A 14668-nucleotide genomic window follows, 5' to 3' on the forward strand; every position below is an offset into this window, starting at 1 on the left:
GAGGTATCCTCCCTAAATGGTTATGAGTGTATGATTTAGTCTTTGACTTCAACAAGACCTTCTCCGACGAGCTTGATGGCTTCCGCCAAAAACGAGTCCTCTTCCGGCTCATCAGAAGCGTCTTTTTGACCAACCTGCTGGTCTACACTTTGCCACTCTTCCTCCATAACAGACAAGAGCTGCAAGGGCCTGCCCAACACCGTAGACATAACGCGCTCGATCACGCTCCGAAGCTCTGCCTCCATCGTCTTATCGCAATGGATGGCACTGTTGAAGGTTACGACAACAGCTTCATTGCCGGCAGCTACCGGTTGACCATTGACTAGCCAAGCCTGGTACTGGATCTTGATCTTTTTCAGTTCGGTCAAAATTTGACTCCACTGCCCGCGCACCTGTCTCGTCAAATTCTCATCCATGGCCTTCGCGACTTCCCTGACTCTATTCATCGGGGTTCGTGAACCACCAGAAGCCGCAGCTATGCGCCTTGGCTCGTTCTTGCGTGTTTCCTCGGACTTTTGCTGGCCGGGAATGCTCACCTGACCTTGCATTACTTGAACCAAACGCTCTTCCAAAACGCGGATACGATTGGACATGGCGGTCAGTTCCTCGCTGTTAACGGGTGAGGCTCCTATAGATTCCGTCGCATTTGCATTAGGCTGACACATTTTGACGAGAGTCAGTTCAACCAGCACTCTTGCGTAGGTCGACCATTTTAATTGCGACAAAGCCTGATTGCAGGTCTCAATCGCTGCGTAAAGCACCGGAAACGAGTACAGCTTTGCAACCTCTGCAAACTGTTCATCAATCATGGTCCGCTCGACAATCTCTTCTAGCTGCGGAGCTGTCTTTAATAACAGCATATCGCGGTAATAGTAGAGGAAATCGTGCAGGAACTGCTCCGGGTCCTTCCCTTGCACCATGACTGTATCAAATTGCTCCATGACCTGTGCAACATCGTTTTCGGCAATATGTCGCGCAAGCACAGAAAAGTAAGATTGGGCAACTGTGCCCGTAATCTGCATAATATCACTAGCACGAACCTCGTCCTTGCTATAGCTAATCGCTTGGTCCAACAAGCTAAGAGCATCACGGGCTCCACCTTCAGCCATCTTCGCTACGAGCTGCAGGGCCTGCTCCTCCACCTGCACCCCTTGTGATTGGCAAATCCTTTGCAAAAGATCGACCATCACTCTCAGTGGAATTCGGTGAAAATCAAAGCGCTGGCAACGAGAGATAATCGTCGCTGGCAGCTTGTGCGGCTCTGTCGTCGCCAAAATAAAAATGACGTGGGACGGCGGCTCTTCGAGGGTTTTTAACAAAGCGTTAAATGCCTCTGTCGTCAGCATATGCACCTCATCGATGATGTACACTTTATACCTGACGTCGCTCGGGGCAAATTTCACTTTGTCACGAATGTCGCGGATCTCTTCAACACCACGGTTGGATGCCGCGTCGATTTCCAGCACATCCGTTACAGAACCGTTGGAGATGGCTCTACACGTATCGCATTGATTGCATGGCTCACCATCTATGGGCTGCTCGCAGTTCACTGCTTTGGCCATAATTTTGGCTGCACTTGTTTTTCCCGTACCTCGGGGACCGTTGAATAAATAGGCATGGGACAGCCTATTTTCGCGTAAAGCATTACGCAAGGTTGTCGTAACATGCTCTTGTCCGACTACGTCTTGAAAAGTCTGCGGTCGGTATACGCGGTATAGCGCGGTATAAGCCATGTTCGTATGACACTCCCCATCTGCACAGTCCTCTTCTATATCCTATTCAGTATACACGATTGCCACCGTTCGTACAAAGTGAACGGACATGTCTCACTTAAAAAACGCCCCGTTCACAATTGTGCGGGACGCTTTCTACTCCTAATACGGCAGCATGATATGGAAGGTCGTCCCAAACCCTTTGGAGGAGACACGGATTTGACCGCCAATATCGTGAATGATTTTTTGGCAGACAGACAATCCGAGCCCTGTCCCTTCCTCTTTTGTCGTAAAAAACGGATCGAAAATCTTATCAATAATGTAAAGCGGGATGCCCGGACCTGAATCGTGGATATCGATACTCACTTTGTCGCCATCCTGGTCGAAATGATGGGAAATCCGAAGCGACCCTTGCTCTCCCATTGCTTCTATTCCATTTTTGCAGATATTAATGAACACTTGCTTCAATAGCTCGTTATCCCCGACGACCATCGGAAGCTTACCACGAGAGGCAAACTGAACATCAATTCCGTACAGATTCGCCTGTGACTCGACGATCGGCAAAATTTCCTCAAAAACGGTATTTAAGTCGACCATGGAATATTGAATATTACGCGGCTTGCTCAATAGTAGGAATTCACTCACTAAAGAATTGATGCGATTAATTTCTGTGAGCATGATTTCGGTGTACGTTTTCTCCCTCTCCATGCCACTGTCAGCGAATGACTTGAGGAACATTTGCAGAAATCCTTTGATCGAGGTAAGTGGATTGCGAATCTCGTGTGCTGTACCAGCAGCAATTTGCCCGATCATCGCCAAGCGTTCATTCCGTTCGAGCTTTTGGGCGAAGGATCGCAGGTTTGTTATGTCTTTGAAAAGAATAAACGCCCCTACTGTTTTCCCTGACTCGTCTTGGAGTGTATTTGCGTCGACAATCAGCTCATAGCGTTGGTTGTCATTGGTCCAGGAAGTCGCGACATTTTGCAGCTTTACGCCTTCCAAAAGTTCTTTTTTAATGAACCGATGCGGTTCGGGGATACCGCTAAATACTTGATCCACGTGTTTATTGATGACGTCCAGTCTCTCCATACCCAGCAGCTTGCACGCCGTCTGACTGGCTTCGATAATGATCGATTTCTCGTCGAGGATAAACAAGCCCATGCTTGTATCATAGGTCAGTTTGGTCAACAATCGTTGCGACAAAAGCCGATCGCTCTCTTTTACGAGTTGGGGAAAATGGATCATGTACAGAAGTTCTTCTGCTTGCTGTGCCATGATCATGACAGACGTGTTCCTGCATCTCCCCTGTTTATCACACCATTCTAGTTCGACCTCGCCTTTGGTTCCCACTTCTTCTTCCTTTCGCAAATATTCCTCATACAGGTGCTCCATGGAACCTCGATGGGGAAGAAGAGAGCTGATAGGCTTATTGATAAGTTGATCGCGTGAATATCCGGTTATACGAAGCAGTTGTTCGTTGACCTCCACGATACTACCCGCTTGATTCACCAATAAAACGGCAGTAGGCAGTTGATGCATGAACCGCTGCAATCGACCGGACGAGCCAACGAGATGTAACGAAGAAAGTGCACTCATAGCTTGTCCCTCCTGGCCTATGACGTATTTTGAAAGGAAAGAAACGAAATCCTTTCCGCCTATTATGAAAATTCGTGAAAATACTCGTAAAACCTTCATTCTATCCACTTAAAAAGCATGGAAATGTTTCGCTAGTTATCGTCAATTTCCAACAAAAAATAATTGGATCGCAAAATAAAAATAGCATGCTTCCCTTCGGAAACATGCTATCTGTACATGCGTGATAAGTACCGTGCACCTATCTTCGATAATCCTTATCCGAGCGTTACTTATGGTAGCAGCTCAGAGCAGGCTACCCTGCGGCACACGCGATGATCCACTTATGGCTGCTTCCTTCCGGACCTGACCAGATTCATGGGTTCGCGTTGCACAGGACCCGCTCCTCAACACCGCCGCCATAAGGCAGCCTCACATAAGAAAACCTAGGATAGGAATTCAACCCTGCTATTGCGGATTGCAGGTTACAGGGCACCGCAACCTCCCCGTCTAGCACGGTAGAATTAGAATACCAAAGTTAGTAGCCGATAGCAAGGAGTAAACCTATCCAGCGCTAGGAAATCTCTCTATCCTTACTAACTCTTCCCTTACAATCCGCTGATTGTGTAATCTGAATAGCTCCATCCTCAAAAGCCTTCTTAAAAATCGAAACAATAGAGGGGTCGAACTGTGTACCTTGGCAGCGGAGAATTTCTTCGTACGCCTCTTTTGCCGACATGGCTTTGCGATAGGAACGTGTAGAGGTCATAGCATCAAACGTATCTGCAACGGCAAGAATACGCCCAATCAGCGGGATTTCTTCCCCTTTGAGCTGATCAGGATAACCTTTTCCATCCCATCGCTCATGATGATGCCGTACCCCTAAACTGATATGTGACAGGTTTTCTATTTGCTCTACAATTTTTCCACTGATAATGGAATGAGTTTTCATGCATTCATACTCGTCAGGCGATAGCTTCCCTGTTTTTAAAAGGACGTGGTCAGGAATGGCTACTTTTCCGATATCATGCATTAAGCCAGCATAACGTAAATCATCTCGTGAAACTGCAAGCTGTTCCTGTTGCTGTAAATAATCATAAATGATAAGGGCATAGTGCGTAACTCGTTCTGTATGTCCGGCTGTATAAGGGTCCTTCATCTCTACCGCTAAATAAAAGCTCCGAACGATTTGATCCAGGCTCTGTTGCGAATACTCCCGCTCGCGGATAATTAACGCATGCATCTGTTCTGCCATCGTGTTGAACTTATTCTCCAGTAACGTTATTTCTTTCATCCCATGTATCGGGACGCGTATGGAAAAATCACCTTTCAACAAGGAATCAGTGGCCGATACCAAGCTATAAATCGGCTCACCAATCCATTTTGATAAACGGTGTGCCACATAACAGGCAAATAAGACTACGATAAAAAGGGTGAAACAAAAGATGAGGTTCAATTGTTGTAATCGTTCATTAATCCCCTCTCTTGGCAACCATTCAAAATAAGCACCACCGCTTTTTTCAGACACTAGACGGTATACGTAAATGTCCTTGCCTTGGATAAGCAAAGAAAAGAGTCCTTTTTCATTGGATTGTTCCCACTGCCTGTGTACCAATTCATAATGAGGAAGCGTCGAAACATGATTTCCAATCATAGCTTTATCGGTGTGAATCATAATAGTTCGGGAGGGGGATAGGACCATCATGCCATACTCTTTTGGAACGACATAGGTGCGGACCCAGTCAGTCAGTTTATCCAGATTGATTTCCACCAATAAAAGTCCCGTAGCTTTTGGATTCGAGCTCTCCAGGCGCTTCTCGAGAAAAAATGATCTTGGGCGCTTCTCTTGCTCCCTTTTTGTAAGAAAATCTACCCTGTTTTCTCCAGTTCCCCATTGCTCTCGTTCCATAAATTGATTATCCGCACTCCAGCTCTTATCTTCATGTAATAAGAAAACTCTTCCATCCTCGCCGAGATAAACAATATTTCCTACCACTTTTTGGTTGCGAGAGAAACGCTCGAATAGATTTTGGACCTGTTCCTGTGATGTCCATTCACGTCTAAAGCCATTCTTTTTTCCTTCCACAAAAGACGGTTCCTCTGTGAGACGTTTGGCTAGTCTATCCGCCAATTCATCGGTATCCTTTTGGATAGACTGAAAAAGGGACAAAAGCCGTTCATCGACGAGCCCTATATTCGCGTCCATGTTCGTTTTGTATAGTTCAAACACGGCCGCTTTGGCTTGATCAAAAAAAAGGAAGCAAACAAGAATAGTCGGCCCTAGAATCAACAATAAAAATGTGGAAAATAATCGATCCCTCCACTTCAGGTACACAAGCCTCCCCCTTTTTTCCAAGCTGTTCACCAAACCTATAGCTACACCATTGTTAGTGGGTACGATTATATAGTGTCACTTCACTATTTCCCGCTGGGATCAAACGTAAACCTTTGTTCGAACCAAAAATGGAATCTTCTTCATCCATAGACAAACGGACGCTGTCGTAATATCCTAGCTAAGAATTATTATCGTATGTGAGGAGATGCATCAGATGAGATACATCCTCCTGGTTTTTCTCGGAGCATGTAGTTACGGCATACTATCAACCATCGTAAAGCTTGCCTACAAGCAAGGCTATTCGCCCGCAGAAGTAATTGGTGGGCAAATGTTTTTGGGCTTTGTGCTGACCTGGATACCCGCTCTTTTTTTCCTGCGGACCAAGCCTCCCCTTCGCCAGTTGCTATTATTGGTCGCCGTAGGTCTGTCTGTCGGTTCCACCGGAATTATGTACTACAATGCCCTGCAATATATCCCAGCCTCGATCGCCATCGTCCTTTTGTTTCAGTTCACATGGATGGGCGTACTGGTTGAAGCTGTGATGACTCGCCGAATGCCTGGAAAGGAGACGATTTTTTCCCTCCTGTTGCTGCTGACAGGGACCCTTCTTGCAGGAGGAATTTTTGAGAGTGGCGGATTGGCCCAATTCCATATCCTTGGTGTCGTCTTCGGTCTTCTCTCAGCCGTTTCTTTTACGTTGTTTATTTTGTTTAGCGGGAAAATCGCCATTGCTGTTAATCCGTGGATTCGTAGTTCCAGCATGGCGACTGGCTCTTTTCTGTTGGCCAGTCTGATTTACCCACCCGTTTTTCTATTCAACGGAGCATTGTTGGACGGGTTGTTTCCATACGTATTTTTGCTCGCCTTCTTCGGTATTTTCATCCCGACCGTTTTTTTCAATTATGGTATGCCCCACATAGGACCGGGGATGGGAGCTATATTAGGAGCAGCTGAGCTACCTATGGCTGTGCTCTCCTCCTATGTCATTTTGAATGAATCTGTCTCTATACTCCAAGTGAGCGGAGTCGTGATCATTTTACTCGGAATCATCTTGCCGGAATGGCTGCGCCAGCGAAGCATTCGAAGAAACAAGGCTACCTCATAAGCGTTGTCCAAAGCCCATCCATTGTGCCACTGCCGCACATACGGATGGTTTTTTTATGATCAAAAACAACAACCCTCTGCTCCACGCAAAGGGTTGTTGACTTCTTCATTATTCCATTCGGGTTACTCTTTTCGATCACGATCGATCATCAGAGGCTGTGGCGCAGTCGCCATGTTTTTTTGTTTTCTCCAAACGGTAAATCCATAATAAACAGCAGCAATGAGAACCAGTGCACCTAAGACAGAGAAAATCACGGTTCGATTATTCAATAAGGCCACATAAGAAGTAAGCATCTCCACCTTATTTCCCATGAAATGACCGAGCAAAAACAAGATCAGCGTCCATACAAAGCCGGTTGTGTACGAAAAGAGGGCGTACCGTGGAAACGTCATTTTCCCGATCCCGACCAAGTAAGGGACCACATGCCTGACAACCGGAAAGAAATAGCTGATACACAGGGCGTAGCTTCCGTAACGGTCGAGAAGCGACTGCGCTTGATCTACGTACTTGTTCATTCCTTTTTTGCGACTAATCCAGTTCAGTGCAGGTGCACCTAGCCATCTCCCGAGCACATATCCCAATGATAGCCCCGAAACGACACCCAGATAGGTCGCAATAAATGCAGGAATAACATGCAGAAGTCCCATCGAGGTCAGCACCCCTGCAGACAGCACGATCACCTCGTCAGGAATCGGCATACCAACAATCCCTAGCCATAACATAAAGAAAAGAGCAAAATAGCCAAACTGACCCACAGACTCGGACAGCATATCGACAATCATTTAGAAATCCTCCTAGCCGACACCCTTGCCATCATCCTTCCGGCAAATGTAAACAAAGGCAGGTGGCAGATTCAATGGAACCATCTTCACCGATACTTGCTCAAATACAGAGGAAAGCTGCTTTTTCATTTGCAGCGAATATTGAAAGGCGACAAATACTCCACCTGGTTTTAGCGCATGATATACCTGATCCATGATTTGATCACGCAGCTCTTGTGGGAAGTTGGCAAATGGTAGGCCCGACAAAATACAGTCGGCTTTGCCCAATCCCGCGTCCGAAAGAACCCGATTCAAATCTACCGCATCTTCGTGGAATCGTACATCGGGAAATAGTGGTTCCAACCTTTTGCGCATCTTGGTCTCCTTTTCAAAGGATACCAGTACGGCTTCCGGTTTTTTCTTTTGCTCGATCCACTTCGTAAAAATCCCCGTTCCTGCTCCTAATTCCACAATTGTATGTGCTTGCTCCCAGTCGATGGGCGCAACCATTTGTTTACAAAGTGCACGGGAGCTAGGAGTAATACTGCCTACTTGGCCTGGCGACTGCAAAAAATTATAGAAGAACATCAGCCGATCCTTCATGCTGGACGGATGATGACAATCGATCATCATGTCTATATGCTCCCTTCTCAGTTCTTGCTTATCCATTATCATATCCAAAAAACATTACGAATTATCTACCAAAAACGAAAGATTTTCTTACTACTATAACAGTAAACGAATGGAAATAAAAATTCCTCCGTCTCTGGTCGGATCAAATAATCACGCTCATGATGGTTTTTCGAGTGATTTCCATACGTTACAATGGCAGTAGATCAAGTTTTACATCTAATCAAGGAGGATTTATTCATGGATTATAAAGGTGTAAAAGTCATAACGCACGCTAGCACATTTTTTGCACCGATCCTTGTACCCATTCTTGTCTGGCTGCTCGTACAAAATCGTGGCGCCAAAAGTATGGCGCTGCAAGCTTTGTTCTTCCACATCATAATGACGGTGCTCATCGCTATTTCCTGGTTCTTCACCTTCTTGTTGATTGGGATTCCATTCCTGATTGTGTTTGGACTGATGGCGATCTACTACCCGATTAAAGGCATCATCTACTCCTTAAATGGACGCCCGTTTTCCTACCCATTCGTCGGTGGGATTGGCAGATAATCACGATACACAAAAAAGACCAGCTAGCCTTTAGTAGGAAGCTGGTCTTTTTGTTCAGGAGCCTAATTACATTAGGAGCCTACTGTGAAGCGCTCATTGCGATGCTTCGGATTTTCGATTTCATCGAGCAACGCCACTGCGAAGTCGGCATAGCTCACATAGCTCTGTCCGCTAGCGTTTACTAGCAGATGGTCTTTTCCGAGTTGGTACGCGCCTGTTTTCTCCCCTGCTGGATCAAAAAAGGCAGATGGACTAATATAAGTCCATTGAATGCCGTTTGACTCTTCCAATACACGCAAGTACTCTCCATGCTTTTGTGCTGTTGCCAAGTAAGCCTTAGGGAAATCAGGCGTTTCTACGAGACGCAGTGTTTTGGCTTCGTCTACAAACAGACTGCCTGCACCGCCTACAACGAGCAAACGTGTAGAAGGAGCACCCTTCAATGCTTCAATTAAAGCTTTCCCTGACTCTACGTGCAGATGTTCCTGGCCTGCTGGTGCACCAAAAGCGTTCACGACTACGTCAAAGCCGTTCAAATCTGCTGCTGTCAGGTCAAATACATCTTTCTGAATCACTGCTACGTCAGTCTGCTCGATTTTGGATGCATCACGTACAATCGCTGTCACTTGATGACCACGATCCAACGCCTCTTTCATAATCACCTTACCTGCTTTACCGCTTGCTGCTACAATTGCAATCTTCATGATGATATTCCCTCCATTTTTATGTTGTAGATGTAACTGAATTAGTTACAACCCTCTCAAAAATAATAGGCGTTACCGCATCGCCTTGTTGTAATCATTTTAGTTACAACAAAACAAATTGTCAACCCTGTTTTTTCAACGCATAAAAAAAGCACCCGGTATTCACACATACACCAGGTGCTAGCTGTTACTTCTTTTTCGTCGGACCATTCCAGGTAATGAACCCGCCTTGCAGATGTGCCATCTGAGGAATGCCGTGTTTCTTTAAAATTTTTGCTGCCTGCTTACTACGCATCCCGCTCCGGCAGTATAGCAATATATCGTTCTTGCTGGAAATTTCTTTTGCACGATGGTCGAGCTGAGACAAAGGGATGTTCACTGCTGAGGGAATATGACCCGCTTTATATTCGTGAGGCTCGCGTACGTCGATGAGCAGCACCCTGCTTTTTTGGTTAACCCGTTCCTTGAACTGATCTGACTTGAGATTTTCCAATCCTTTTACAGGAACGAAGCGAGAGATGACATACCAAATAATTACCGCATAGGCGAACAGCAAAAGAATCGTAGTGAAACTCATAGGAAGCTCCTCTCCAAAATCGGTTTAACGGCTCTTGACCAAGAGCTCTACGGCTTCTTTCACCAGCTTGCTCGTGTCTCCTCCAGCAGCCTGCTCTTCTAACAAACAGCGTTGCAGGTTTTCCGCTACAATCTGGGCAATCGCCTTGTCTGAAGCGTTGCGAACGGCGGAGAGCTGCGCTACTACGTCTTTGCAGTTTTTCTGCTCGTCCATCATTTTCAGCACACCGCGTACTTGTCCTTCGATTCGTTTTAAACGTCTTTTGATATCGTCACTATAGTTGTAATCCATATGAATTCCTCCTGTTTCACGACAAGGCATACGTATACAGGTATCTTATGCGAAATCCAGGTAATGTCAAGCAAGCTGCCTGCGCGTGCTGTTTAAATGAACAGGTTTACTCTTGCCTGAGTCGCATCCCCCAAATAAGCGGCTACACCTGCATACTCCATTCCGTCGAGCAATTCCTCCTGTTTGAGACCGAGCAAGTCCATCGTCATCGTACAAGCGACCAGCTTCACTCCCTGCTCCTGAGCCAGCTCGATTAGTTGTGGAAGCGTCAGGGCATTGTGTTTTTTCATGACATGCTTGATCATCTCTGGCCCCATCCCCATCATGTTCATTTTAGACAGTCCGAGCTTCTTGGCGCCTCTTGGCATCATCCAACCGAACGCTTTTTCAAGCCATCCCTTTTCTACCTTCACGATCTCGTCCTTGCGCATCGTATTCAGTCCCCAAAAGGTGAAGAAAATCGTGACATCATGATCATAGGCCGCCGCTCCGTTCGCAATAATAAAGGCCGCAATCGCTTTATCCAAGTCACCACTGAACAACACAATCGTCGTTTTTTCTTTTTGTTGTTTTTCCATGTAAGAACACTCCTTTAAAATACTTATACTTGTATAGGTATAAAAATAAGCGAAAGAAGCTTTTGCAAAGAAAAGCATCTTTCCTTATAAAATGTCACTCCAAATCTTGATAGCCGTTCCACTGATCAACACAATCAGGCCATAACGCAAATATTTCACATCGCTCTTGGCGCTGACCATACTGCCCACCGGTGCCCCCAAAACACTTCCGATGACCGTATACAAAACGGGCAAGAGCGGAATTTGCCCACCCGACAGCTTCCCGATCACACCACCTATTGCGGAGATGAATACAATGGCCAAAGATGAGGCAATTGTCACGCGCGTAGGTATTTTCAACACAGTCAGCATGATCGGAATGAGGATGAACGCTCCCCCTGCACCGACAATCCCAGATACGATTCCTACGGCAAACGCAGCACCAGCAGCAATGAAGCGGTTATACGTGACTTCCCCTGCTGCCGCTTCTGTTCCCTTATTTTTCACGAGCATCAAAATCACGGCAATAATCGCCAGGATTCCGTACACCAAATTGATGCTTTCATTCGACAAGTACTGGGAGAGAGCTGCACCAATCAGACTTCCCGCCAAGATGCTTACACCCATATCTCTGACGAGTCCTTTATGAATCAGGGGCGAGTTTTTCCCGTTTCTTTTGCGGAAAGCCAGTACGCCAGACAGCGACGCGAAAAATACTTGAAACATCGAGATCACCGAAACTTCCTGGGCGGAAAACTGCGCCACCCCTAGTGCCGGTGGTATAAACAGAAGCATCGGATAGCTGATGATCGCTCCACCAATCCCGAGCAGTCCGGAAAAAAAGGAGCCGACAAAACCGAGAGAGACCATGAGCAGAAGCAGTAATACGTCCATATATCCTCCTCGCATTCCTACCTAACGCATCGGAATGCTCAACCCTCTTTTCAAATGAACCAACATCAGGTAAAATCAATTCCAAGTAAATAACTGTGAATAAGGTGATTTAAATGGTCCGCTTTTTCAAATCCATTTTTCAGCATCGGTGCCCCACCTGCCAAGAACCTTTGCGCTCACACAAAAATGCCTTGTTCAGTGAAAAGCAATGCCCTAATGGCCACTACAAAGAAGAAATCTATACGCATCTTGGCGTACGTATCGTTTATGAAAATCAGGAGTAAGCGAGCACTACACGAACCGTTAGCGCTTCATCCAAGAGTGCTCACTTCTGTCTCCTTACAGCTTTTTCACTAAAAATTTGTACACACCGTTCTCAACCTCATGGGAAACTAGCTCATTCCCTGTTTGCTTGACCCAAGCAGTGAAGTCGTTCAGCGAGCCTTTGTCCGTCGAGAGTACTTCCATGGTTTGACCGGATTGCATTCCGTCCATTGCTTTTTTAGCTTTGACGATTGGCATCGGGCAAGCCAGACCTTTTGTATCTACCACAATATCCGCCATGTTTTTATTCCTCCTGTTATATAAGCGCGTGATCAAAAGACGATTTTTTGAACCACCTTTTGGTTATTTATCGTGAATGGCGCAGCGATTTGGCCCTACTTCCATCTCTTGTTGTTCCTCTTCACTCGGTTTTAATTTCCCCATGTTCACTTGACGAATTTCTTGATACGCATTCGGCTGCGGCGGCAAATGGTGCGTAACGATATGGCGGAATTCACTTTCATCCGCAATCGTTAGCCCTGGATTGTTGCGATACAAGTCACCCAAACGGGCAGATACGACACCCATTGGACCAAGCTCCGTATAGCTGCCAAAATGAGCAGGCAACACGACTAAATGCTCGGGAAGCTCTTTATATCGATTATACAGGGTGTTGTGCAGGTCTCCCACCCAATCTTCTGCTTTCCCAGCCAAATCCGGACGTCCGATCGAAGCTACGAACAGACTGTCACCCGTGAGAAAATACGTATCATCGACAATCAGTGACGTACTTCCGATGGTATGTCCGGGGGAGTAGATCGGCAGGATCGCGATTTTGGTTGCCCCCACCTGGATTTCCTGCCCTTCCTCTAGCTTACGATAGGAGTACGTAACTTCTTCCGCATCTTTTTCTGGAAGCCAATACGATGCATCGAGCCGATCTGCCAGCTTCTTTCCACCGGAAATATGGTCGGCATGCAGGTGGGTATCAATGGTGTGCTTGATCGTCCATTGATGCTTGGCTGCAAATGCTTCGTACACATCCGTCATCCGCAGTGTATCGACGACAGCCGCCTCCCCTCCTGATACGATCATGTAAGACAAGCAGCCTTTTCCAATGCGGACAAACTGGTAAATCGCACCGCCATCACGGAGGTCTCCTACCTTCACTGGCTCCAGATGCTCACTCCACGCTTTCATGCCACCTTGCAGGTAAAAAACATCCGTAAAGCCCGCTTCTGCTAGCATCTCTGCAACAAAAATGGATGAGCCCTCTTTTGCACAGACGACCAACACCTTTTGATTCACAGGGATTTTCTCAAGAACAGCCTCTACCCCATCCAGCAAATCAAAGTAAGGGATGTTCATGCTCACTACTCGATGCCCTTCGATTCGCCAATTCTCATAATCGCTCGTATTGCGAACGTCGAGAATAAACAATTCCTCCTTCGCAAAAAGAAGCTGCGTTAGCTCGTGTGCTGTCATTGCCTCCACGCTTGTTTGTTGTTCCATCATCTTTCTCTCCCCCTTATTGTTTTTCTGCCGGGCCATTCCAGCCGGACATACCCGGTAGCACATTGGTGATTTTGGTAAAACCTTTTTTGGCCAACAACTGACAAGCCATGTCGCTGCGTTTGCCGGATCGGCAGATAATGTAGATGTCGTCGTCGGGCTGTAGCTCATCCAAACGCTGCTCCAATACTCCCAGGGGTATAGAAATGGCTACAGGAATGCGGTGAAAAGCGTATTCCGCCGGTTCTCGAACATCAATGAGTGTCAGCTTCTCTTTGGCTTCCAGCTTTTTTTGCAGTTCTTCATTAGAAATGGTCCGCAAGAAGTTCGTCTCCTCCTTCACCTCATGGGTACTCGCTTTTCGCAGGAAATGCTTCCATACTTCCCCCTCCTGAACCGTACCCAAAAATTCATGCCCCGTATTGTTTGCCCAGCTCTTCAGGTCAGCCGATGACCCCTTATCAGTTGCTTGCACCTCCATCACCTGACCCGGTAACATCTCTTCCATTGCTTTTTTTGTGCGTACGACAGGCATTGGACATGCCAAGCCTTTGCAATCTAGTGTTTTATCAGCAGAAAAATTCGATTGTACGGACATGTTGTCTACCTCCTACATTTTGAGTGGAAATGTTGATTGATCAATTTTATACGTATACCCCTATGGGTATTATAATATGCCCCTCGTTTTCCTTTGTCAATAGTCGAAACGTGACCGACACACTCATTCATACGTATTTTCTTAGAAAGGATCTTGTACCGACATGGAGGGCCCAATGAAACTAGCTGACCGGATGAAGGCAAAGAACACGAAGACAACAGAGCTGTCTATTTGGGGACCTTACTTACGGGAAGAATGGGAGAAGCATTTTGCGAGCCATCTGACCGAAGAAGATAAAGAGAGGATTTTTCTCAAAAATAAAGACGGCTACCAAGGATATCTGTGGCATTTATTCAGCAATAAGCTGAGGGATTGTCTTGAACGCGAGGAAGCGGATAAAGCCTTTCAGCAAGTTGCCCATGAGTCATACTATGTGTTTTACCAGCTTTCCAACGAGGTGTTGATCTTGGAAAATGCTGCGGCGTTTTCTGCCGGGGACTTGGAAATGGAATACGATGTGTATGTCGTGGATAAGGATTTTACGTGGACGTATGTGAAGACTCATGAAACCAAGTGGTGTGGGCCTTATTTTTGCAGGAAATAAGAT

Annotated in this window: 16 protein-coding genes and 1 other RNA gene; 3 read left to right on the forward strand and 14 right to left on the reverse strand. The window is 46.3% G+C overall.

Annotated features, from left to right (window positions below; translation table 11 throughout):
- Nucleotides 1-35 precede the first annotated feature (35 nt).
- The 4 genes from dnaX to HP568_RS22750 form a co-directional block, all read right to left on the reverse strand.
- Nucleotides 36-1733: a DNA polymerase III subunit gamma/tau gene (gene dnaX / locus HP568_RS22735; protein ID WP_173630307.1), complete on the reverse strand. Its 1698-nt coding sequence runs from the start codon at nt 1731-1733 to the stop codon at nt 36-38.
- A 141-nt stretch (nt 1734-1874) separates the two neighbouring features.
- Entirely contained in the window at nt 1875-3308 is a 1434-nt protein-coding gene (locus tag HP568_RS22740) for a PAS domain-containing sensor histidine kinase (protein ID WP_048035547.1), read from the reverse strand.
- A gap of 230 nt (nt 3309-3538) precedes the next feature.
- An RNA gene (ffs, locus tag HP568_RS22745) (signal recognition particle sRNA large type) lies at nt 3539-3803 on the reverse strand.
- Between the two features lie 55 nt (nt 3804-3858).
- Nucleotides 3859-5619, reverse strand: coding sequence for an HD-GYP domain-containing protein (locus HP568_RS22750; RefSeq protein WP_173630308.1), 1761 nt, complete (start codon nt 5617-5619; stop codon nt 3859-3861).
- 214 nt (nt 5620-5833) lie between these two features.
- Between HP568_RS22750 and HP568_RS22755 the strand changes: the two genes are divergently transcribed.
- Nucleotides 5834-6724: an EamA family transporter gene (locus HP568_RS22755; RefSeq protein ID WP_048035545.1), complete on the forward strand. Its 891-nt coding sequence runs from the start codon at nt 5834-5836 to the stop codon at nt 6722-6724.
- A 122-nt stretch (nt 6725-6846) separates the two neighbouring features.
- Here the strand turns inward: HP568_RS22755 and HP568_RS22760 are convergent, their stop codons facing one another.
- Nucleotides 6847-7506, reverse strand: a complete 660-nt coding sequence (locus HP568_RS22760) for a DedA family protein (RefSeq protein WP_048035541.1) — start codon at nt 7504-7506, stop codon at nt 6847-6849.
- A gap of 12 nt (nt 7507-7518) precedes the next feature.
- Nucleotides 7519-8118, reverse strand: coding sequence for a class I SAM-dependent methyltransferase (locus HP568_RS22765; protein WP_048035540.1), 600 nt, complete (start codon nt 8116-8118; stop codon nt 7519-7521).
- A gap of 237 nt (nt 8119-8355) precedes the next feature.
- On the opposite strand from HP568_RS22765, the gene HP568_RS22770 reads away from it, so the two are divergent.
- The gene (locus HP568_RS22770) at nt 8356-8664 is read left to right on the forward strand and encodes a DUF4870 domain-containing protein (RefSeq protein ID WP_048035539.1); all 309 of its coding nucleotides are present in this window, start codon (nt 8356-8358) and stop codon (nt 8662-8664) included.
- Nucleotides 8665-8735: 71 nt separating this feature from the next.
- On the opposite strand, the gene HP568_RS22775 is transcribed toward HP568_RS22770, so the two are convergent.
- The 8 genes from HP568_RS22775 to HP568_RS22810 all read right to left on the reverse strand — a co-directional run bounded on the left by HP568_RS22775 (nt 8736) and on the right by HP568_RS22810 (nt 14061).
- Nucleotides 8736-9368 (reverse strand): NAD(P)-dependent oxidoreductase, encoded by a 633-nt coding sequence (locus tag HP568_RS22775; RefSeq protein ID WP_048035538.1) that lies wholly within the window; start codon nt 9366-9368, stop codon nt 8736-8738.
- A gap of 187 nt (nt 9369-9555) precedes the next feature.
- Complete coding sequence (locus tag HP568_RS22780) at nt 9556-9945, reverse strand: rhodanese-like domain-containing protein (RefSeq protein ID WP_048035537.1); 390 nt, start codon at nt 9943-9945, stop codon at nt 9556-9558.
- A gap of 24 nt (nt 9946-9969) precedes the next feature.
- Nucleotides 9970-10236: a metal-sensitive transcriptional regulator gene (locus HP568_RS22785; protein WP_012683835.1), complete on the reverse strand. Its 267-nt coding sequence runs from the start codon at nt 10234-10236 to the stop codon at nt 9970-9972.
- Between the two features lie 92 nt (nt 10237-10328).
- Nucleotides 10329-10814 (reverse strand): DsrE/DsrF/DrsH-like family protein, encoded by a 486-nt coding sequence (locus HP568_RS22790; RefSeq protein WP_048035536.1) that lies wholly within the window; start codon nt 10812-10814, stop codon nt 10329-10331.
- 84 nt (nt 10815-10898) lie between these two features.
- Nucleotides 10899-11687 carry a sulfite exporter TauE/SafE family protein gene (locus HP568_RS22795; RefSeq protein ID WP_173630309.1) on the reverse strand — a complete coding sequence of 263 codons (789 nt, stop codon included), beginning with the start codon at nt 11685-11687 and terminating at the stop codon, nt 10899-10901.
- A 339-nt stretch (nt 11688-12026) separates the two neighbouring features.
- Complete coding sequence (locus HP568_RS22800; protein ID WP_007719853.1) at nt 12027-12251, reverse strand: sulfurtransferase TusA family protein; 225 nt, start codon at nt 12249-12251, stop codon at nt 12027-12029.
- A gap of 63 nt (nt 12252-12314) precedes the next feature.
- Nucleotides 12315-13466 (reverse strand): MBL fold metallo-hydrolase, encoded by a 1152-nt coding sequence (locus tag HP568_RS22805; RefSeq protein WP_173630310.1) that lies wholly within the window; start codon nt 13464-13466, stop codon nt 12315-12317.
- Nucleotides 13467-13479: 13 nt separating this feature from the next.
- Nucleotides 13480-14061 (reverse strand): sulfurtransferase TusA family protein, encoded by a 582-nt coding sequence (locus tag HP568_RS22810; RefSeq protein WP_173630311.1) that lies wholly within the window; start codon nt 14059-14061, stop codon nt 13480-13482.
- A gap of 175 nt (nt 14062-14236) precedes the next feature.
- Here HP568_RS22810 and HP568_RS22815 point away from each other — a divergent pair, with 175 nt between their 5' ends.
- Nucleotides 14237-14665, forward strand: a complete 429-nt coding sequence (locus tag HP568_RS22815; RefSeq protein WP_048035532.1) for a DUF4275 family protein — start codon at nt 14237-14239, stop codon at nt 14663-14665.
- The last annotated feature ends 3 nt before the right edge of the window (nt 14666-14668 follow it).

The organism is Brevibacillus sp. MS2.2, from assembly GCF_013284345.1.
Classification (GTDB): Bacteria; Bacillota; Bacilli; order Brevibacillales; family Brevibacillaceae; genus Brevibacillus; species Brevibacillus brevis_C.